General features: G+C 74.2%; 17 protein-coding genes. 7 read left to right on the top strand and 10 right to left on the bottom strand.

All coding sequences use genetic code 11. From position 1 onward, the window contains the following. Window positions 1–87 precede the first annotated feature (87 nt). From ES689_RS02240 to mtrA, 3 genes are read right to left on the bottom strand one after another with little or no spacing between them, the layout of a single operon-like run. On the bottom strand, window positions 88–1770 hold the full coding sequence (locus tag ES689_RS02240; protein ID WP_146899633.1) for an LpqB family beta-propeller domain-containing protein: 1683 nt from the start codon (window positions 1768–1770) through the stop codon (window positions 88–90). Then, entirely contained in the window at window positions 1757–3523 is a 1767-nt protein-coding gene (gene mtrB, locus ES689_RS02235; protein ID WP_146899630.1) for an MtrAB system histidine kinase MtrB, read from the bottom strand. The genes ES689_RS02240 and mtrB overlap by 14 nt, the downstream gene beginning before the upstream one ends. A 9-nt stretch (window positions 3524–3532) precedes the next feature. Next, window positions 3533–4213 carry an MtrAB system response regulator MtrA gene (gene mtrA / locus ES689_RS02230; protein ID WP_146899627.1) on the bottom strand — a complete coding sequence of 227 codons (681 nt, stop codon included), beginning with the start codon at window positions 4211–4213 and terminating at the stop codon, window positions 3533–3535. 172 nt (window positions 4214–4385) lie between these two features. Between mtrA and ES689_RS02225 the strand changes: the two genes are divergently transcribed. The 5 genes from ES689_RS02225 (at window position 4386) to ES689_RS02210 (ending at window position 9783) form a co-directional block, all read left to right on the top strand. Next, entirely contained in the window at window positions 4386–5591 is a 1206-nt protein-coding gene (locus tag ES689_RS02225) for a glycerophosphoryl diester phosphodiesterase membrane domain-containing protein (RefSeq protein WP_146899625.1), read from the top strand. After that, complete coding sequence (locus ES689_RS15505) at window positions 5588–6232, top strand: DUF4129 domain-containing protein (protein ID WP_191330139.1); 645 nt, start codon at window positions 5588–5590, stop codon at window positions 6230–6232. The genes ES689_RS02225 and ES689_RS15505 overlap by 4 nt, the downstream gene beginning before the upstream one ends. Further along, the gene (locus ES689_RS15500) at window positions 6229–7416 is read left to right on the top strand and encodes a DUF4350 domain-containing protein (RefSeq protein WP_191330136.1); all 1188 of its coding nucleotides are present in this window, start codon (window positions 6229–6231) and stop codon (window positions 7414–7416) included. Before ES689_RS15505 ends, ES689_RS15500 begins: the two co-directional genes overlap by 4 nt. Window positions 7417–7534: 118 nt before the next feature. Then, the gene (locus tag ES689_RS02215; RefSeq protein ID WP_123546508.1) at window positions 7535–8488 is read left to right on the top strand and encodes a MoxR family ATPase; all 954 of its coding nucleotides are present in this window, start codon (window positions 7535–7537) and stop codon (window positions 8486–8488) included. A gap of 2 nt (window positions 8489–8490) precedes the next feature. Then, window positions 8491–9783: a DUF58 domain-containing protein gene (locus tag ES689_RS02210; protein WP_146899620.1), complete on the top strand. Its 1293-nt coding sequence runs from the start codon at window positions 8491–8493 to the stop codon at window positions 9781–9783. 153 nt (window positions 9784–9936) lie between these two features. Here ES689_RS02210 and ES689_RS02205 read toward each other — a convergent pair whose 3' ends face one another. Then, window positions 9937–10932 (bottom strand): stage II sporulation protein M, encoded by a 996-nt coding sequence (locus ES689_RS02205; protein ID WP_146899617.1) that lies wholly within the window; start codon window positions 10930–10932, stop codon window positions 9937–9939. An 18-nt stretch (window positions 10933–10950) separates the two neighbouring features. Between ES689_RS02205 and ES689_RS02200 the strand changes: the two genes are divergently transcribed. Then, window positions 10951–11892 carry an RDD family protein gene (locus ES689_RS02200; RefSeq protein ID WP_146899614.1) on the top strand — a complete coding sequence of 314 codons (942 nt, stop codon included), beginning with the start codon at window positions 10951–10953 and terminating at the stop codon, window positions 11890–11892. Between the two features lie 76 nt (window positions 11893–11968). Here ES689_RS02200 and ahcY read toward each other — a convergent pair whose 3' ends face one another. From ahcY to ES689_RS02180, 4 genes are read right to left on the bottom strand one after another with little or no spacing between them, the layout of a single operon-like run. Continuing rightward, window positions 11969–13444: an adenosylhomocysteinase gene (ahcY, locus tag ES689_RS02195; protein ID WP_146899611.1), complete on the bottom strand. Its 1476-nt coding sequence runs from the start codon at window positions 13442–13444 to the stop codon at window positions 11969–11971. A gap of 54 nt (window positions 13445–13498) precedes the next feature. After that, complete coding sequence (locus ES689_RS02190; RefSeq protein ID WP_146899608.1) at window positions 13499–13792, bottom strand: metal-sensitive transcriptional regulator; 294 nt, start codon at window positions 13790–13792, stop codon at window positions 13499–13501. Continuing rightward, window positions 13792–15216: a phosphomannomutase/phosphoglucomutase gene (locus ES689_RS02185; protein WP_146899605.1), complete on the bottom strand. Its 1425-nt coding sequence runs from the start codon at window positions 15214–15216 to the stop codon at window positions 13792–13794. Before ES689_RS02185 ends, ES689_RS02190 begins: the two co-directional genes overlap by 1 nt. Next, window positions 15206–15418 carry a DUF3499 family protein gene (locus ES689_RS02180; RefSeq protein WP_146899602.1) on the bottom strand — a complete coding sequence of 71 codons (213 nt, stop codon included), beginning with the start codon at window positions 15416–15418 and terminating at the stop codon, window positions 15206–15208. The genes ES689_RS02185 and ES689_RS02180 overlap by 11 nt, the downstream gene beginning before the upstream one ends. 35 nt (window positions 15419–15453) lie before the next feature. Here ES689_RS02180 and ES689_RS02175 point away from each other — a divergent pair, with 35 nt between their 5' ends. Beyond that, window positions 15454–15903 carry a hypothetical protein gene (locus ES689_RS02175; protein WP_146899599.1) on the top strand — a complete coding sequence of 150 codons (450 nt, stop codon included), beginning with the start codon at window positions 15454–15456 and terminating at the stop codon, window positions 15901–15903. Window positions 15904–15931: 28 nt separating this feature from the next. Here the strand turns inward: ES689_RS02175 and ES689_RS02170 are convergent, their stop codons facing one another. Together ES689_RS02170 and ES689_RS02165 are read right to left on the bottom strand one after the other, a co-directional pair. Then, window positions 15932–17341 (bottom strand): DUF5719 family protein, encoded by a 1410-nt coding sequence (locus ES689_RS02170; protein WP_146899596.1) that lies wholly within the window; start codon window positions 17339–17341, stop codon window positions 15932–15934. Further along, complete coding sequence (locus tag ES689_RS02165; protein ID WP_146899593.1) at window positions 17334–20186, bottom strand: glycosyltransferase; 2853 nt, start codon at window positions 20184–20186, stop codon at window positions 17334–17336. Before ES689_RS02165 ends, ES689_RS02170 begins: the two co-directional genes overlap by 8 nt. Window positions 20187–20246: the final 60 nt, after the last annotated feature.

The raw sequence follows: 20246 nt of genomic DNA, 5'->3' as shown, positions 1-20246 counted from the left end.
ACGGACCGGTCGCGGGCGTGGACGGCGACGCGTCGACGGGCCTCGGGGAGGGAAGACGACCTGGGGCCGGGACCCGGGACCCGGGACTCAGCGCTGGGTCGCGAGCAGGTCCGCCACCACGCCCGTGTCCTGCCAGCTGCTGCCCCGGGGCTCGAGCACCGACCCCTCCGCCGTCAGCACCCGCAGGCTGGAGGGACCGTTCCCGCCGACGATGGTCGTGGCGCTGCCCGACGGCTGCCCCGATCCCTCCGACGCCCCGCCCACCTCGGCGAGCGAGACGAGGGAGCCCTCACCCGTGCTGGTCAGGGAGGCGACGGTCAGCTGGTCGGCCCACGTGGCGTCGACGGGCCGACCCGTCGGGGCCGCGAGCTCGACCGGCGGGCCGAGGGCTGTCGGCACGCCGCGCGAGTCGCGGAGCAGCGCGACGACGAGGAGGCGGGACTCGCCCTCGTCGTCGAGCAGGACGAGGGCCCTGGCGCCGTCCCGCGACACCCGGAACGCCACGACGGCCGGGCCGGCGGGCAGCGTGGAGGTCACGGCGCGGGGAACGCCGTCGGGCCCGGTGGCCGTGACGGCCCGAGCGTCGTCGACCGGCACGGACCAGACCCAGCCGCCGTCGTCGAGGGACGGCGGGGCGAGCCCGGCTCGTCCGTCGACGAGCACGCTCGAGCCGTCCGCCCCCACGCGGAGTGCGCCGCGGTCGGTCCCGACGACGACCACGGCCAGGTCCGCCGACACCTCGGCCGAGGTCGGGGCCAGCGCCCCGGCGACGGGGCCGAGCCCCGGCAGGGGGCTGACGGACGACCGGGAGGCGAACCCGAGGACGCCGTCGGCGACGACCAGGGGCCGCGCGTCGACCGTGGGATCGCGGAGGGGCGCGGACCCGCCCAGGTCGGGCACGTCGAGGACGGTGGACTCGACGCTGAGGTCGACCGCCGTGATGGTCGAGAGGGTCGAGAAGCTCGCCAGCAACTGCGCCTGCATGCGCGCGCGGGCGTCGTCCGAGGCGGAGAGGGCGTCGCTCGTGAGGTCGACCCTGGCCGTGCCGTCGTCGACGGTGATGGCCGTGAGGGAGAGCTGCGTGCCCTCGGGGAACGCCGAGACGACCGCGCCCTGCAGCCACGCCGACGGTCCGTCGAGGAGCGCGGAGGCGATGCGGGTGCTCGTCGACGACCTGGCGAGGAACCACCGCTGGTCGGGCACGAGGTACCGGAACGAGGGGTCGTAGAAGTAGACCGCGTGCGCGCGGAAGATCGACTGGAACGTGGCGGGGTTGAGCACCGTGCCGTCCGGGGCGTCGCTGATGCGCCACTGGCCGTCCTCCTGCACGAACGAGTAGGCGAGGCTGGTGGGCACCGAGGTCGTGGCGGGGACGTAGTGGCCGCCGCCGTCAAGGGTCGCCGTCGCCGTGAACGCGTACTCGAGCTCGTTCTCCCCCACGCGCGTCGTCGCGCCGCCGCCGGGACGGACGGTGACGCTCGCCCGGGCGTCCCAGGCGTCGGCGAAGCCGGCCGAGAGGTACTCCCGCGCGACCGAGTAGTTGTCCTGCGGACCCGTTCCCGCCGAGACGAAGTCCCGGAGGATGCGCTCCTGCGAGCTGTCCGCCACGGGGCCCTTCGGCGTGTACACGACGTCGCTCGGGACGTCGACAGTGATGGGGTCCCCCTCCTGCACGGGGCCGCTGTCGGGGATGGAGGCGCAGCCCGTCAGCACCGTCGCCACGACGACGACGCCGGCCACGAGGGCGCGCAGGCGGTCACGGCCTCGCACGGGGCACCTCCTCGTGCACGGTCGTGGCGGACAGCACGCCGGTCGTCTCGGGGGACGCGCCCGCCCAGGGCTCCGAGACGCGGTCCACGGCGTCGTCGGGTTCCCGCGGCACGACGGGCAGGGGCGAGGAGGTGGTGGCCGCGCCTGCGACGCGGGGCAGCGTCACGACGAAGCGGCTGCCCTCGCCGAGCCTCGACCACACCTCGAGACGGCCGCCGTGCAGCACGGCGTCCTCCAGGCTGATGGCCAGCCCGAGGCCTGTGCCGCCGATCGTCCGACGACGGGACGGGTCGGCCCGCCAGAACCGGTCGAACACGCGCTGGACGTCCTCCTGCCGCATGCCGATCCCGTGGTCCCGGACCGCGACGGCCACCGACTCGGCGTCGCTGTCGACCTCGACCTCGATCGGCCTGCCCTCGCCGTGCTCGATCGCGTTGCCGAGCAGGTTGCGGAGGATGCGGCGGAGCCGCCGTGGATCGACCTCGGCCTCGAGGAACCCGCCCCGCGCGTCGATGGTGACCACGCTGCCCGTCTCGGCGGCCAGGGGCCCGAACTCGGCCACGCCGTCCTCGACGAGCGCGACGACGGTCGTGCTCTCGACGTCGAGCTCGACCGCGCCCGCGTCGAAGCGCGAGATCTCGAGCAGGTCGGCCAGCAGCAGCTCGAAGCGGTCGACCTGCGTGTGCAGCAGCTCGGCCGTGCGCGCGGCCGACGGGGTGAAGGAGCCGCGCTGGTCGTACAGCACGTCGCCGGCGAGGCGGATCGTCGTGAGCGGGGTGCGCAGCTCGTGCGACACGTCGCTGACGAACCGCTGCTGCACGCGAGAGAGCTCGGCGAGCTGCGAGATCTGCCGCTGCATGCCGTCCGCCATCCCGTTGAACGAGCGACCGAGGGTGGCGACGACGTCCTGGCCCTTCTCGGGGATGCGCTGGTCGAGGTCGCCCGCCGCGATCGCCTGGCTCGTCTCGGCCGCGACGCGCACCGGCCGGACGACCGTCCGGGCGACCACGTAGGTGATGACCCCGATCAGGACCACGAGCGCGAGCGAGCCGAGCGCCAGGGTGCGCTGCATCAGCGCGAGGGTCGTGGCGGCGTCGCTGAGGTCGTAGACGAGGTAGAGCTCGTACTGGCCGGCCGTCGGCACCTGGAGGGTGCTGCCCACGACGATGCCGGGCACGGACCCCCCGTCGGCCCTGGGCAGCGCCACGGGCTGCATCGACAGCGCCCCGGTGTCGGAGGCCACGCGCTCCCGGAGCTCCGTCGTCAGCTCGGCGCCGGGGAAGTCGGGACTCGCGATGTCCTGCACGGTCTGCGCCGTGGACTGCCCAGGTGTCCGCAGGATCGCGATGCTCGTGCCGCCCGGGCTCGACGTGGAGCGGAGGATCGTGCTCTGCGCCTCGTTCTGCAGCGAGTCGAGCTCGACCTGGTCGGCGTCCTCCGTGGCCGTCGCCGAGTCGAAGATCGACTGCGCGAGGATCGTCGCGCGCTGGGACTCGGACTGCACCTGGTCGCGGCGCTGGTCGTACAGGTTGGCGCTGATGCTGACCGAGATGGACGTGGCGATGATCGACGCGCCGACCCCGGCGAGGACGACCGTGAGGGCGACGGTGCGGAACTCGAGCGAACGACGCCACGCCGACAGGAGGCGGGGCCCGACGTCTCGCCAGGCGCCCCGGCGCCGCCACCAGGCCTCCGGGTCGAGGGCGCCGCGGAGCACGCCCCGCCGGCCCGTGCCGTCGCCCGGCCCGCCCACGACGGGCTGCTAGGCCCCGCCGCCGGCGCGGTAGCCGACGCCGCGGACGGTCGTGACGATGCGCGGGGCGTCGGGGTCGTGCTCGACCTTCGCGCGGAGGCGCTGGACGTGGACGTTCACCAGCCTGGTGTCGGCCTTGTAGTGGTAGCCCCAGACCTGCTCCAGCAGCATCTCGCGGGTGAACACCTGCTGCGGCTTGGACGCGAGCGCCAGCAGCAGCTCGAACTCGAGGGGCGTGAGGGCGATGACGGCGTCGCCGCGTCGCACTTCGTGCGCCGCCACGTCCAGTCGCAGGTCGCCCACCGTGAGCACGTCGTTCGTCGGCTCGGTCGGCGGCCGCAGCCGCGTCTTGATCCGCGCCACCAGCTCCTTCGGGTTGAACGGCTTGACGACGTAGTCGTCCGCCCCGCTCTCGAGCCCCCTGACCACGTCGACGGTGTCGCCCTTTGCGGTCAGCATGATGATCGGCACGCCGCTCTCGGCCCGGATCTCCCGGCAGACCTCGAGGCCGTCCTTGCCCGGCAGCATCAGGTCGAGCAGCACCAGGTCGGGAGACGAGCCGCGGAACGCGTCGAGCGCCCCGTCGCCGTCGGCGCAGAAGTGCGGCTCGAACTCGTCGGCCCTGAGCACGATGCCGATCATCTCGGCGAGCGCGGGGTCGTCGTCCACCACCAGGATGCGCGGGGTCATGGTCTCCGTCTTCGGCTGGGCCGCTCGGGTCGCGGCACGTCGACCCAGATTAGTGCAGGAGGCGCGGATCGGCCGAGAAGGAGGCGCGGGTCGGCTGGCACGCCCGCCCGGCCTGTGGAAACATGGGCCCACGAGCGAGGACGACCTCGATCGCGGACCACCGGGGGAAGCCATGACCGATCCGAACGACTGGGCGGCACCCGGGGCGCAGGGCGAGCCCCGCTGGGGCGAGCGGGTCCCGGCTGCGCACCCCGCTCCTCCTGCTGCTCCCGTGGCCCCTCCCCTGCCGCCGCAGCCGCAGGGCGGTCCGGGCGCCTGGACGCCGCCTCCTCGGCCCGGCCTGCTGCCGCTCCGTCCGTTCACCTTCGGCGAGGTCCTCTCCGCGTCGTTCCAGGTGTTCCGGCGCAACCCGCGCACCACCTTCGGCACCGCCCTGCTGGCGCAGGTCGTGCTGCTGCTCGTCACCGTCGGGGCCGCCGGGGGGAGCGCCTTCTTCGCCTTCTCCCGCGTGGAGTCGGCCCTGCCGGAGGACCGCGACGCGGTGGCGGCGGGAGCCGTCGCCACCGTGGTGCTCGCGACCCTCGTCCCCGTGCTCCTCGCCGTCGTCGTCAGCGCGCTCCTGCAGGGGCTGTTCGTGCTCGAGACCTCGCGTCAGCTGCTCGGCGAGCGCCTCCGGCTGGGCGGTCTCTGGACCCTGGCGCGCGGTCGCATCGGCGCGCTCACCGGCTGGTCCGCGCTGCTGACGCTCGCCTACCTCGTGGCCGCCGGGCTCGTGGTCGGGGTCGTCGCGATCGGCGTGGTCGTCGGGACGGGTCCGAGCATCGGCGTCGGGATCGGGATCGGCGTCCTCCTCGGCCTCGGCCTGCTCGTGCTCGGCATCTGGCTCACGATCAAGCTCAGCCTCGTGCCGAGCGCCCTCATGCTCGAGCGCATGCCCCTGCGTGCGGCCGTCGCCCGCTCGTGGTCGCTCGTCCGCGGCTCGTTCTGGCGCACCTTCGGCGTCGTCGCGCTCGTCTTCGTCATGATCCAGATCGCGACGCAGGTCGTCACCGCCCCGTTCTCGCTGCTCTTCGGCGTGTTCGGCAGCCTCATCTCGCCCACCGGCGACGTCGACGGCAGCGCGATCGCCGTCGCGGCCGTGGCGTACGTCCTCACCATCGCGGTCAGCGCCGTCGTGACGGCGATCGGCTCCGTCGTCCAGGCCGCCTCCGTCGGGCTCGTCTACGTCGACCGCAGGATGCGGACCGAGGGGCTCGACCTCGAGCTGGTGCGCCACGTCGAGGCCCGTGGCCGTGGCCAGGTCGACCTGCCGGACCCGTGGCGCTCGCCCGAGCCGCAGCTGCACCCGGACCGCCAGGGCGGGGCACCTCTGCAGTGACGCCGTCGACGACCGTGCTGGCCGCCGCCCCTCTCGACCCCGATCCCGACGAGGCGCGCCGGCTGTTGCTGCGCGAGCTCACGGGACGCGACTACGTCGCGGCACAGCCGACCTGGCTCGACCGAGCCGCCGACGCCTTCTGGAACTGGCTGAACGGCATCCGCTTCGGCGGCGTCGAGGGGGCTCCCGCCGTCGCCCTGGTGGTGCTGCTCGTCGTCGTGGTCGTCGTCCTCGTGGTGGTGCTCGCGGTCTACGGGGTCCCTCGGCTGAACCGGCGCTCGACGCGCGGCCCGGAGCTGTTCGGCGAGGGCGACCACCGAGACGCCGATCGTCTCCGGCGTGCAGCCGCCGAGGCCGCGGCCGCGGGCGACCTCGTGCTCGCCGTCACCGAGTCCTTCCGCGCGCTGGCCCGAGGCCTCGTCGAGCGCGACGTCCTCTCGACCTCGCCCGGCACGACCGCCCGTGCAGTCGGCGCCCGTGCGGGCCAGGTCTTCCCGGGGCTCGCCGACCGCCTGGCCTCGGCCGCCGACAGCTTCGACGGCGTGCGCTACCTCGACCGGCCCGGGTCCGAGGCGGCCTGGCGCGAGATCAGCGCCCTCGACCTCGAGCTGGAGCGACTCACCCCGGTGGCGACCCCGTGACGGCGACGACGCCGACCGTGCGCGCCTCGGCGCGTCGCGCGAGACCGTGGGTCGCCCTGGCCGTCCTCGCCCTGCTCGGAGCCGTCGCGACGGTCCTCCTGAGCGGGTCGGACGCGACGGGCGGCCGGGCGCTCGGCCCCGAGAACCCCGCCCCCGCGGGCGCCAAGGCCCTCGTCGAGGTCCTGCGCGACGAGGGCGTCCGGGTCCGCGTCGTCTCGAGCCTCGACCAGGCCCGGCAGGCCGCAGCACGTCCGGACACCACCGTGGTCGTCGACGACGCGGGCTCGTACCTCGTCGCCGACCAGTGGAGCGAGCTCGGCGACGCGGCGAGCTCGCTCGTGCTGCTCGCCCCCGGCGCGACGGCGCTCGACGCCGTCGCCCCCGGGGTCTCCGCCGTCGCCGAGGTCTCCGACGGGGTGCGTGCCCTCGGCTGTGGCGTGACCTCCCTCGCACGGGTCGACCGCGTCCACGCCGCCGGCCTCGCGTACTCCGCCGCGGGCGTCGACCCGGCTGACGGCGTCGACGTGGCCACGTGCGTGCGAGACCCCGACTCCGACGGCTCCGGGCTCGTCGTGCTCGACGACGGTGACCGCCGCGTCACGGTCGTGGGCACGACGACGGCCCTGACCAACGGCACGATCGCCACCGCCGGCGCGGACGACGCCGCCTACGCGCTCGCCCTGCTCGGGCAGGACGACGAGCTCGTCTGGTACCTCCCCGGCGTCGACGACGTGCCCGAGGGCACCGGCACCCTCGCGACGCTCACGCCCGGCTGGGTCACGCCCGTGCTGCTGCTGCTCACGGCGACCGCCGTCGCCGCCATGGTCTGGCGAGGTCGCCGGCTCGGACCTCTCGTGGTCGAGCGCATGCCCGTCGTCGTCCGCGCGTCCGAGACGACGGAGGGGCGGGCGCGGCTCTACGAGCGCTCCGGCCAGCGCCGCCACGCCCTCGACCAGCTGCGCATCGGGTCGCTCGGGCGGCTCGCCCGGCTGACCGGCCTGTCGTCCACGTCGTCGGTGGACGAGGTGATCGACCGCGTCGCGGGCCTGGTCGGGGCCGATCCCCGCGGGCTCCGGCACGTGCTCGTCGACGCCGACCCGGCCGACGACGCCGAGCTCGTCCGCCTCAGCGACAGCCTGCTCGACCTCGAGCGGGCGACGGCACGGGCGGCGGCTCCCTCGTGACCGGCGCCGCGCCTCCTCGTCTGCCGATCGGATCGGAGCCGGCCGGCTCCGGGCCGACTCGCACCCTGACCGCCACCATCGCCCCTCGCCCAGCGACCACCACCGGGAGAACCGCCGCATGACCACCGAACTCCAGCAGACCTTCGCCCGCGTGCGCACCGAGGTCGGCAAGGCCGTCGTCGCGCAGGACGGCGCCGTCACCGGCCTGATCGTCACGCTCCTCGCCCAGGGCCACGCCCTCCTCGAGGGCGTGCCCGGCGTCGCCAAGACCCTGCTCGTCCGCGCCCTCAGCCACGCCACCTCGCTCGAGACGAACCGGGTGCAGTTCACGCCCGACCTGATGCCCGGCGACATCACCGGCTCGCTCGTCTACGACGCCAAGGCCGGCGAGTTCGAGTTCCGTCCCGGTCCCGTCTTCACGAACATCCTGCTGGCCGACGAGATCAACCGGACGCCCCCCAAGACGCAGTCGGCGCTGCTCGAGGCGATGGAGGAGCGGCAGGTGTCGGTCGACGGGGTCTCGCGCCCGCTCCCCCAGCCGTTCCTCGTGGCCGCGACGATGAACCCCGTCGAGTACGAGGGCACCTACACGCTGCCCGAGGCGCAGCTCGACCGGTTCCTCATGAAGCTGACGCTCGACCTCCCGCCCCGCGACGCCGAGGTCGAGGTGCTCACGCGCCACGCGGCAGGCTTCTCGCCGCGCGACCTCCGCGCCGCGGGCGTCACCCCCGTGCTCGGGCCGGCCGAGCTCGCGCAGGCGCAGGCCGAGGTCGGGCTGGTCGGCGCGTCCCCCGACGTGCTCGCGTACGTCGTCGACCTGGCCCGCGCCACGCGCGAGAGCGCGTCCGTCAAGATCGGCGTCAGCCCCCGCGGCTCGACCGCCCTGCTGTCGGCGAGCAAGGCCTGGGCCTGGCTGACCGGCTTCGACCGCATCACGCCCGACCACGTGCAGGCGATGGCCCTGCCCGTGCTGCGCCATCGCCTGCAGCTGCGGCCCGAGGCCGAGCTCGAGGGCGTCGACGCGGACGCCGTGCTGCGGTCGGTGCTGCAGCAGGTGCGGGTCCCGATCTGATCATGGCCGTCACCGGATGGTTCGTCGCGCTGGTCGCGCTCGGCGTCGTGCCGATCGTGGCGACGGGGAGCGCCTGGGCGCTCGTGGGCTGGCTCGTGCTCGTGCTCGCCCTCGGGGCGCTGGACGTCGCGCTGGCCGCCTCGCCGCGCCTCCTGCGCATCCGTCGTGAGCTGCCGGGGCCCGTCCGCCTGGGCGAGACCACCTCGGCGGAGCTCGTCGTCGTCAACGAGGGCCGCCGCACCCTGCGGGGCGTCGTCCGTGACGCCTGGCAGCCGTCGGCCGGCGCCGCGGTCACGCGCCGTGCCCTGGTCGTCCGGCCCGGTCGTGCCTGGCGCGCCACCACGACCCTCACCCCGTTCCGCCGAGGCGAACGCCGAGCCGAGGAGGTGACGGTCCGGTCGCTCGGACCACTGCGCCTCGCGGGTCGCCAGGCCGGGCACGCCGTCCCCGGCGTCGTGCGGGTGCTGCCGCGCTTCTCCTCCCGCCGCCACCTCCCGTCTCGCCTCGCCCGCCTCCGAGAGCTCGACGGGCGCACGAGCGTGATGATCAGGGGACAGGGCACCGAGTTCGACAGCCTGCGCGAGTACGTCCGCGGCGACGACGTCCGGTCGATCGACTGGCGGGCCACGGCCCGGCGCAGCGACCTGGTCGTGCGCACCTGGCGTCCCGAGCGCGACCGACGCGTCGTGATCGTCGTCGACAGCGGTCGGACCTCGGCCGCTCGCATCGAGGACGAGCCGCGGCTCGACACCGCCTTCGAGTCCGCCCTGCTGCTCGGCGCGCTCGCGTCGCGCGCGGGCGACCACGTGGACCTCGTCGTCGTCGACCGCCGGGTGCGCGGACGGGTGCAAGGGGCGACCGGGGCCGCCCTCCTGTCGGCAATGGTCGAGACCATGGCCCCGATCGAGCCGGAGCTCGTCGAGACCGACTGGTCGACCGTGCCGGCCCTCGTGCGCTCGGTGACCACGCAGCGATCGCTCGTCGTGCTCGTCACGCCGGTCGACTCCCCCGGCTCGGCGCGCAGCCTGCTCGCGGCCGTGCCCCAGCTGAGTCAGCGCCACCTCGTCGTCGTGGCGTCGGTGACCGACCCCGACCTCGCCGTCGCCGCCGTCACGAGGACGAACCGCGACGAGGTCTACCGCGCCGCCGCCGCCGAGCGGGCCCGGCTCGACGTCGCCCGCGTGGCCGCCGCCCTCGGCCAGGTGGGTGCCGACGTCGTGTCCGGCTCGCCGGCCGACCTGCCGCCGGCGCTGGCCGACCGCTACCTCGCCTACAAGGCCGCCGGCCGCCTCTGACCTGCGCCGCCCCTCCTCATTCAGGAACTTCTGTCCTGATCCGCGCGACGGGGGGAGGCGGAGTCCTGAACCGTGCACAGATCAGGACCCGGCGCGCCCGAGTTCCTGAATTCTGGTGAGACCTGGAGGGGCCAAAGCCCGGGTCGTCGGAGCTCAGCCGGCGACGAGCTCCGTGGCCCCGGCCTCGAACTCGTCAAGGTCGCCGGTCTGGCCGGCACGGTGCGCGCGGCCGCCCAGCACCCACTGGTACGCGAGGAACCCGGCCAGCGCGACCGTGCCGATGCCGATCTTGATCGGCCACGGCCAGTCCTGGCGCGTGACGAAGCCCTCGATGACGCCCGACACGAGCAGCGCCAGCATGAGGCCCACGGCGACCGTGATCAGCGCGCGGCCGTCCTGCGCGAGTGCCTGCCCCCGGGTGCGGGCACCGGGGGCCACCCACGACCAGAAGATCAACAGGCCCGCGCCGCCGGCGACGAAGATGCTGTAGAGCTCGAGCTGACCGTGCGGGAGGATGTACAGGAAGAAGTACTCGAGGCGCCCCTGCTCGGCCATGAGGCCCGCCGAGATCCCGACGTTCATCGCGTTGCTCAGCACGACGTAGGGCACCCAGACGCCGGTGATGCCGAACGCGACGCACTGGGCGGCGATGAAGGCGTTGTTCGTCCACACCTGCCCCGTGAACGACGACGGCGCGCTCTCCGAGTAGTAGTTCACGAAGTCCTCCGTCGCGAACTGGCGACGGAACTCCTCCGATCCGAACGACGCGAGCACCGCGGGAGACCCGGCAGCCCAGACGGCGAACGACGTCGCCACGACGACGGTGACGAGGAGCACCGCGATCGACAGCCAGCGCACCCGCCAGAGGGCCGCCGGCAACTGCGCGACGAAGAAGGCGGGCACCTGCGAGGCGAGGTTGCGCCCCGCCCCGGTGAACCGGAGCCGCGCGCGCGACAGGGTCAACGACAGCCGGTCGGCGACGACCGACGGGCCTGCCGCCGTCTGCAACGCCGACAGCTCTGCGGCTCCCGACTGGTACAGCCGGATCAGCTCGTCGGCCTCCGGGCCCGTCAGGCGACGGCGGCGCGCGAGGGCCTCGAGTTCGGTCCACTCGTGACCGTGGGCGGCGGCGTAGGCGTCGAGATCCATTCTGCTTAGATACTAGGCATGTCCGACCCGACGACGCACCCGCCGACGACGCCTCCGCCGACGACGCGCCGCCCGCGTGGGACGCGCGGCTCGCGGTCGACGTCGGCGCCCACGCTGCGCCCCGACCAGGTCGACTTCTTCGACGGCGCCGACGACCAGCTCGTCACGGGCGAGGCGGTCGGGCTCGACCGCCGTCCGACGGGCTTCGTCCTGCGCGTCGCGGGTGCCCTGATCGACTACCTCAGCTACGTCCTGGCGCTGGTGGGCCTCGTCCTGCTGGTCGTCTCGCTGAACGACCGCGGCGCCGTCGACGACGCCACCGCGCAGGCGCTCGTGGTCGCCTCGATCGTCGTCTGCCTGATCGGCCTGCCGACCGTGGTCGAGACGGCCTCGCACGGGCGGTCGCTCGGCAAGCTCGCGACGGGCGCACGCATCGTGCGGACCGACGGAGGCGCGATCGGCCTCCGGCACGCGCTCACCCGGTCGCTCGTCGGCATGCTCGAGATCGTGATGACGACAGGAGGGCTGGCAGTGGTCGTCGCCCTCCTGAACCGCTCGTCGCGCCGCCTCGGCGACCTGATGGCCGGCACCTACAGCCGCAACGAGCGGGCACCGCGCACGGGGCGCGTCGTGGTCCAGGTGCCGCAGCACCTCCTCGGCTGGGCCGACGTCGCCGACGTGGCGCGCCTCCCCGATCCCCTCGCCCGTCGCGTCTCGTCGTTCCTGCAGCAGGCCCCGGCCCTCCGCCCCGAGAGCCGACGGCGCATCGCCGAGGCCCTCGCGACGGAGCTCGCCCCGTTCGTCTCGCCCGTGCCCGCGACCGACGCGGAGTCGCTGCTCGCGGCCGTGTCGGCGCTCCGACGCGAGCGCGAGGGCGTCGCCCTGGCCCGCGAGTCAGCGCTGCTCGGCAGGCTCGAGCCTGCCCTCACGGGCACGGTGCGGGGCTTCCCGCGGCGCTGAGCACCAGTCCTTCCCCTGGACGCACGAACGCCCCCGCCCGTCGCGACGACGGTCCGGGGGCGTTCGTGCACCTGCCTCAGTAGCGGTAGTGGTCGACCTTGTAGGGCCCGTCCACGCTGACGCCGATGTACTTCGCCTGCGCGTCGGTGAGGGTGGTCAGCTCGACGCCGAGCGCGTCGAGGTGCAGCCGCGCGACCTTCTCGTCGAGGTGCTTGGGCAGCACGTAGACCTCGGTCTCGTAGTTCTCGCGATGCGCCCAGAGCTCGATCTGCGCGAGGACCTGGTTCGTGAAGGAGTTGCTCATCACGAAGGAGGGGTGACCGGTGGCGTTGCCGAGGTTCATCAGGCGGCCCTCGCTGAGCACGAGCACGCTGCGACCCGTCGGGAGGCGCCACTCGTGCACCTGGGGCTTGATCTCGACGCGCTCGGCGCCGGCGAGCGACTCGAGCCCGGCCATGTCGATCTCGTTGTCGAAGTGGCCGACGTTCGCGACGATCGCGAGGTGCTTGAGGGCGAGGAGGTGGTCGACGGTCACGACGTCGAGGTTGCCGGTGCCCGTGACGAGGATGTCGACCGTCTCGACGACCGACTCCAGACGGGCGACCTGGTAGCCGTCCATCGCGGCCTGGAGGGCGTTGATCGGGTCCACCTCGCTGACGATGACGCGGGCACCCTGGCCGCGCAGCGCCTCCGCGGCGCCCTTGCCGACGTCGCCGTAGCCGGCGACGAAGGCGACCTTGCCGCCGATGAGCACGTCGGTCGCCCGCATCAGCCCGTCGGGCAGCGAGTGCCGGATGCCGTACTTGTTGTCGAACTTCGACTTCGTGACCGAGTCGTTCACGTTGATGGCGGGGAAGAGCAGCTCGCCGGCACGGGCGAGCTCGTACAGGCGGTGCACGCCCGTCGTGGTCTCTTCCGTGACGCCCTGCAGCTCGGCGCCGATGGTCGTCCAGCGGTCGGTCGACTCGGCCAGCGAGCCGCGGAGGACCTCGAGGATCACCCGCCACTCGTGGCTGTCGCCCGGGGCGTCGTCGGGCACGGTGCCGGCGAGCTCGTACTCGCGGCCCTTGTGGACGAGCATCGTGGCGTCGCCGCCGTCGTCGAGGATCATGTTCGGGCCGGCGAACGAGGCGCCCGACTCGGCGGCCTCGGCCGACCAGTCGAAGATCTGGGAGGTGCACCACCAGTACTCGTCGAGCGTCTCGCCCTTCCAGGCGAAGACGGGCACGCCGGCCGGCTGCTCGGGGGTGCCGGTCGGGCCGACGACGATCGCGGCCGCCGCCTCGTCCTGTGTGGAGAAGATGTTGCAGCTCGCCCAGCGCACCTGCGCGCCGAGGGCGGTCAGCGTCTCGATCAGCACGGCGGTCTGCACCGTCATGTGCAGCGAGCCGGCGATGCGGGCGCCCGCGAGGGGCTGCGTGGGGCCGAACTCCTCGCGGAGGGCCATCAGGCCGGGCATCTCGTTCTCGGCGAGGCGGAGCTGGTGTCGTCCGGCCTCGGCGAGGGACAGGTCGGCGACCTTGTAGGGCAGCGTGGTCGTGTCAGTGGGCATGGGACCATTCTCGCCCACGCCGCCCCGTGTGTCGCCCAGGACCGGGCGACCGCGTCAGGAACGCACGAGACGCGCGATCGCGGCCGACGCCTCCGCGATCTTGGCGTCGGCCACCGCCCCGCCCTCGCGCGCCGCCTCGGCGACGCAGTGGGCGAGGTGGTCCTCCAGCAGCTGCAGGGCCACCGTCTCGAGGGCCTTCGTCGCCGCGCTCACCTGCGTGAGGACGTCGATGCAGTAGACGTCGTCCTCCACCATGCGCTGGATGCCGCGGACCTGGCCCTCGGCACGACGGAGGCGCGTGACGATCTGCTGCTTGGAGTCGCCGTAGCCGGGCGTGGCCCCGGTCATCAGGACTGCCGGATGAGCGCCAGGACCTCGTCGCGCACGGACTCCATCCCCGAGCGCGTCGCCGCCTCGGCGTTCAGCCGGAGCAGCGGCTCGGTGTTCGAGGGTCGGACGTTGAACCACCAGAAGGCCCCGTCGGCCGACGAGCCCGACACGGTGAGGCCGTCGAGCTCGTCGAAGTCGCCGCGGCCCGTGAACGCCTCGACGACGCGGGTGTACGCCGCGGGCACGTCGGTGACGGTCGAGTTGATCTCGCCGCTGGCCGTGTAGGGCGTGTAGCGGTCGGTCAGGGTCGACAGCGGCTCGTCCTGGTGGCCCAGCTCGGCGAGCACGTGCATGGCGGCGAGCATCCCGTTGTCGGCGCCCCAGAAGTCGCGGAAATAGTAGTGCGCCGAGTGCTCGCCGCCGAAGATCGCGCCGGTGGTGCGCATCTCGTCCTTGATCAGCGAGTGCCCGACCCTGGTGCGGACCGGCACCGCCCCGGAGGCGACGATCGCCTCGGGCACGGCGCGCGAGGTGATGAGGTTGTGGATCACCGAGATGGAGGCGTCGGGCTCGGCGGCCCGGACGCGAGCGATCTCGCGGACGGCCACGATCGCGGCGACGGCCGACGGCGTCACCGCGTCGCCGCGCTCGTCGACCACGAAGCAGCGGTCGGCGTCGCCGTCGAAGGCCAGGCCGAGGTCGGCCCCGTGGGCGACGACGGCGGCCTGCAGGTCGACGAGGTTGGCCGGCTCGAGCGGGTTCGCCTCGTGGTTCGGGAACGTGCCGTCGAGCTCGAAGTAGAGCGGGACGATCTCGAGCGGGAGGCCCGGCAGCCCGGCGGCGTCGCCGAGGACGGCGGGCACCGTCAGGCCGCCCATGCCATTGCCGGCGTCGACGACGACCTTCAGCGGACGGACGCCGGTCAGGTCGACGAGACCGCGCAGGTGGGCGACGTAGCCCGGCAGCGCGTCGTGCTCCCGCAGGGAGCCGACCTCGTCGACGGAGTCGATGCCGTCGGCGAGGTAGCGGGCGGCGCGGTCTCGGATCGACGACAGGCCGGTGTCGAGGCTGATGCCCTGGGCGCCGGCGCGGCTCATCTTGATGCCGTTGTACGTCGCCGGGTTGTGGCTGGCCGTGAACATCGCGGCCGGGGCGTCGAGCGAGCCGGAGGCGAAGTACGACTCGTCCGTCGAGCAGAGCCCGAGGGCGACGACGTCGGCGCCCCTCGCCTGCGCCCCGCGCGAGAAGGCCGCCGCGAAGGCGGGCGACGAGTCGCGCATGTCGTGGCCGACGACGAGCTCGCTGCCCGCCGCTCCGACCTCGTCGGCGAAGGCGGCGCCGAAGGCCTCGACGACCTCGTCGGTCAGCTGCGTCCCCACCAGGCCGCGGACGTCGTACGTCTTGACGAAGGCGGTGAGGTCGGGGGTGTTCTCAGTAGTCATGTCCTAAAACTACCTGGCGGAGCACCTGCCAGCCCTGGGGCACGGACAGCGAGGACGCGTGTCGCGCGCACAGGTCGTACCCGTGCGGCTCGATCCGCTCGCTCAGCGGCCCCACCACCACCATCGAGTCGGCGTACACGTAGGTGAGCGTCGACACCGCCTCGTCGTGGCAGGCGACCTTGCTGCAGGGGCGTGGGATCATCGTCCGACACGATACCTCCGGTCTACGATAGCGGGATGCCGAGGCCACGCCGAGTCCGCGTCACCGACCGCTCTCGACGTCGGGACCGACACGGGCGCGGGCTCCGCTCCTCCGCCGCGGGTCCGCACCTGCCCTTCCTGCGGACGCGGGTCGAGCTCTTCGACGACCTCGTCGCCGAGACGGCCGACCACCTGCGCGAGCTGTGGCCCGACGACCTCGCCGACGTGACGTTCGAGGTCGCGGGCCTCCCGGCCGCCCCCGACCCGACCCGCGTCGAACGATGGCGCGTCGACCGTGCCGCGCGCACCGTGGTCGTCTACCGGCTGCCGATCGAGCGGCTGTCCCACGTGCCCGAGTCGCACGGGCCGGTCGACGACGAGTGGCAGCACCGGGTCCTCGTCGAGGGCTGGGTGCTCCAGGCCGTCGGCGACCTCCTCGGCAAGGACCCGTGGGACCTGTCCCCCGACCGCTGGCGCGATCGCTGACCCCTGCAGGGCGCCGACGGCCGAGGCCCTAGGGGTAGACGACCACCGGGGTCGACGCGGGGAACGCCGACGTCACGGGCCAGGACGCGACGGCGCCGTCGGCCGACCAGCTGACCGCCGCCCGCAGCCCGTCGGCCTCGCGCAGCGTCAGCACGTCTCCGCTCGAGACGGGGACGTCGACCGTGCTGCCGGCCGGGACCGCGAGCTCCTGCTCGTCGTCGCCGACCTCGACGACCGCCGTGGCCGCCTCCGTGGCGGGGTTCGCGATCGACAGCGTGGAGCCCTGGCCCTGCGGCACCTGCACCAGCGTGTCGCCGCGAAGCGCGGGGGCCGCTGCGGCCCAGGCGAGGTCGACCGCGCCCTCGGCCGAGATCGTCGAGGTGCGGGCCCCGGCGACGACGGGGACCTGCGACGCGAGCGTCGCCGTCCAGGTCCCGTCGGCGAGGCCGTCGACCGGGACGTCGGTGACGCGGCCGGCCTCGGCCCTGGTCTGGAACGTCGCGCCGGTGCCGTCGGCCGTGGCGAGCGTCACCGAGACCTGTGCGGCGTCGTCGCCGGGGACGTAGATCCGGACGACGCTCTGCAGGTCGGCCGACGACGGCTCGGTGAGCGCGCCCTCGAGCGCTGCCGAATCCCGCACGACGATGCCCGGCACGACGACCTGGCGGGCCGGCGACGCCGCGCCGGTGACGATGTCGACGCCGCCAGGGTCGAGGGTGCGCACGACGCTCTGCTGCAGCGAGGCGACGATCCGCCCGCCCCGGCTCTGGACGTGGACGACCGGCGACACGAGCCCGGTCGCGAAGCCGGAGAGCGGCACGACCTTCTGGCTGCGGGGGGCGACGACGATGCCGTCGATGCCGGGCCCCTGGACGGGGCCGTTCTCGGCGGCGATGCCCAGGTCGACGGTCGCGTTCACGTCCGTGGGGTTCACGAGCACGACGAGCGAGACGCGGCCCGTCTCGGTCGAACCGCCCACCAGCCAGGTCGAGCTCGTCGGCTCGGTGCACGGGGCGGCGGCGAAGCCCACGAGCTCGCCGTCCGAGACGGTCTGGCTCTGGGCCGCGGCGACGAGCGGGACGTCGTCCCCCTCGACGGGCGTCGTCCACAGCAGGGGGTCCGAGGCGCTGCCGTCCGCGCCGGCGAGAGCGGCGCTCTCGTCGTCGCCCGAGCTCGAGGCGGAGGCGACCCTCGCGCGTCCGACGGAGCTGGCGGTGGTCGCCTGCTGCCCCTCCTCGTCCGAGAGCCGGAGCAGCCCGCCCGCGCAGACGCGCTGCTGGTCGACCGCCACGGGCGTCACGAGTTGCCCGGCGGGAACGGTCTGCAGCGTCGGCAGCGGCAGGACGCCCGCGGCGCCCACGACGACGGCCGCGACGGCGAGGCCGGCGGCGCCGAGCGCGACCCGGCGGGTCCGCGCGATGATGGGTCGCTCAGTCATCTCTCTCCTCGTCGAAGGTGGTGGCGGGCTGCTCCGACTCAGGCACCCCGGCGCGCGATCGACGACGGCGCGGCGTGGTCGGGACGGCCAACAGGAGCGCAGAGCCGAACACGAGGGCCCAGCTGATGAGCACGACGGGGCGGAGCGGCCCGGCGTCGTCGCGGTCGGGAGCGGCGCCCGAGGCGTCCACCCAGCGCCAGAGCAGGCCGTTGCTGGTCTCGCCGACGGGCTGGAACGACGCGGTCCCGTCGAGCGCCTCGCTCGCCCGGCGCGCGAGGTCCTGTGCCTCGTCGTCGCCGTCGGCGGCCTCGCCGAGCAGGACGAAGCCGATCCCGAGCTGGTCGAGGTCGGCGGACGGGTCGAAGCCGCTGATGCTCACGAGGTTGCCGGCGAGGACGGTGAGGTCCTCGTTGGTCGAGCTGAGTCGCTGCGCGGTGGCGTCGAGGGTCGACTGGTCGTCGAGCGTCGCGCCCTGGCCGTGCTCGAGCGAGACCGCCAGCGAGCCGTCGGGCTGCGGCGTCAGCACCAGCGTGCCCACCTCGGGCGACGCCTCCGCCTCGGCCGTCACGTACGCCGACAGGATGCGGCCCGAGCTGGGACGCACGTCGCCCGTGCCCGCGTAGGAGGCGACGACGAGCGGGAAGACGGACGCGACGCTCACGGCGGCGACGACGACCCCCACGGTCGGCGCCACGCGCGGCAGCCGGTCGAGGGTGACCGAGGCGGCTCCGACCAGGCCCAGCAGGTAGAGGCTCAGTCCGCTCCCGGCCCAGACGGACGTCGTCTCGCTGCCGACGCCGGAGATCGACACGTGGGTCGCGGCGACCGCCGTGACGAAGCCGAGCAGGGCGAGCGACAGGGCCGGCACGGCACGTCGGGCCTGGCCGACGAAGGGCGCGGCGACGGCGAGGAGCGCCACAGGGACGAAGGCGGCCGCCACGACGACCGCGGCCGTGGCCCCGCTCACCCCGAGGCCGGCCAGCACGGCTGTCCACCCGTTCAGCCCGGTCTCGGGCGAGGCGACGAGCAGCTGCCACGGCGACGCGGGCTCGATCCTGGCGGGGACGCCGGGATCGGCGAAGACGGCCCACCAGGTGCCGCGCGAGATCTGCGCGACGGCGAGCGGCACGAACAGCGCCACGGCCGGCAGCGGGACGGCCAGCATGCGGTGGATGCCCCGGGGCCGGGTGGCCAGCGACCCGAGCCAGATCACGACGAGGGCGGGCAGCAGCGACGGTGCGGCGGCCGCGACGACGGCGAAGAGCAAGGAGGCGGTCGCCCCGGCGGCCCACGAGCGTGCCGACCCGATCAGCGCCCAGATCAGGAACGGCAGCGCGACGTGCGCCACGACCGCGCCGATGTGGCCCGACTGCAGGCCGGACAGCAGAGGGGTCGAGACGGCGTAGACGGCCGCGACGACGGCAGGGGTCCACGACCGGCTCGTGACCCGGCGGGCCGCGAACCACGCGCCGAGGGCCGAGGCCGGCAACGCGACCAGCCAGAGCGCGAGCACCGCGGTGGAGGGCGACCAGAACGTGACGGAGCCGAGGACGGCGAGCACCGCGGTGAACGGGTCGCTCGGGCCGACGAACCCGGTGCCGATCTCGTGTCGGCCCCAGCCGACGTTGTCCCAGAGCTCGGGGACGGAGGTGCTGAGGGGCAGGAGCCCGCCGCCGGTCAGGGCCGGCTGCGGCAGGAACTCCAGGAACGCGACGACGCCCACGACGGCGGCGACGAGGACGACCCAGAGTCCTCCCGACCCGATGAAGCTCGCCCGGGGGTCGGACGCGTCCTCGCCGTGCGCCACGAGCGCGTCACGGTCGCTGACGCGCCGCTCGCGGATGAGGTTGAAGGAGGCGCGCAGCGGCTCCACGGCCGACCAGCTGGTCGTCCGGGTCCGCGCGAGCGCCCGCCGCGCCGGCAGCACCCGGGAACCCCCGAACGCCGCGGCGAGGGCGGTGGCGAACTCCCCCGGCACCGCCCCGGGGTTCTTGGTGAGGAGGTGCCAGACGGAGCGCACGAACGCCAGGGGCACGAGCGAGAGCCAGTGCAGCGGCAGCGCCGCGGGGGGCGCGTAGACGAGCCGACGGTGCAGCTGCGCGGCGCGGTGCAGGCGTGCCGCTCGGGCGTGTCCGCCGGGGGCCTGGCCGAAGTCCTCCGGCTGGCCGGCGCTCGACACCCGCGCGTCCGGCACGAGCACGACACGGTGCCCGGCGAGACGGGCGCGGACGGAGAAGTCGAGGGCCGAGTCGACGTGCGGCAGGGCCGGGTCGAAGCCCCCGAGGGCCGTCCAGACGCTGCGCCGGACGAGCATGCCGGCGGCCGCGACCCCCAGGACGTCCTCGTGGTGGTCGTGCTGCCCCTGGTCGAGCTGGCTCTCGACGAGCGGCATCGACGCGCCGTACCGCGTCATCGTCTCGCCGAACTCGGCGATGACCGTCGGGTCGTCGAAGCGCATGAGCTTGGGCCCGGCGACGGCGACGGAGGGCGACACCTCGACCTGGGACAGGAGGCGGTCCAGCGCCTCGGGGCCGGGCACGTTGTCGTGCCCGAGGAACCACAGCCACTCGTCGGGGTCGACCGAGCCGTCGCGAGGAGAGTCGCCGGGCCCCGAGACGCGCACCCCCTGCGCGAGCGCCTGGACGAAGGTCGTCCCGGCGGGCACGCTCGTCAGCTGGGCCGCGCCGCTCAGGGAGAGCCTGCCGGCCTCGCTGTCCTTGCCGCCGGCGTCCACGACCACGAGCGACTCCGGCGGGCGGGTCTGCCGCGACAGCGCGTCGAGGGTTCGGTCGAGGTAGGTCGCTCCACCAGGGGCGACGAGGATCGCTGTGACTCTCGGCTGCATGACCTGAGCAGCCTAGGTCGGGCGCCCCGCACCTCTGCCGCGCCGCGCCGGTCCCCCACT

Origin of the sequence: Frigoribacterium sp. ACAM 257 (assembly GCF_007954365.1) — a bacterium.
Taxonomy (GTDB): Bacteria; Actinomycetota; Actinomycetes; order Actinomycetales; family Microbacteriaceae; genus Frigoribacterium.
The sequence above is the reverse complement of the archived record's forward strand: the minus strand, read 5'-3'. Positions and strand labels throughout refer to the sequence as shown.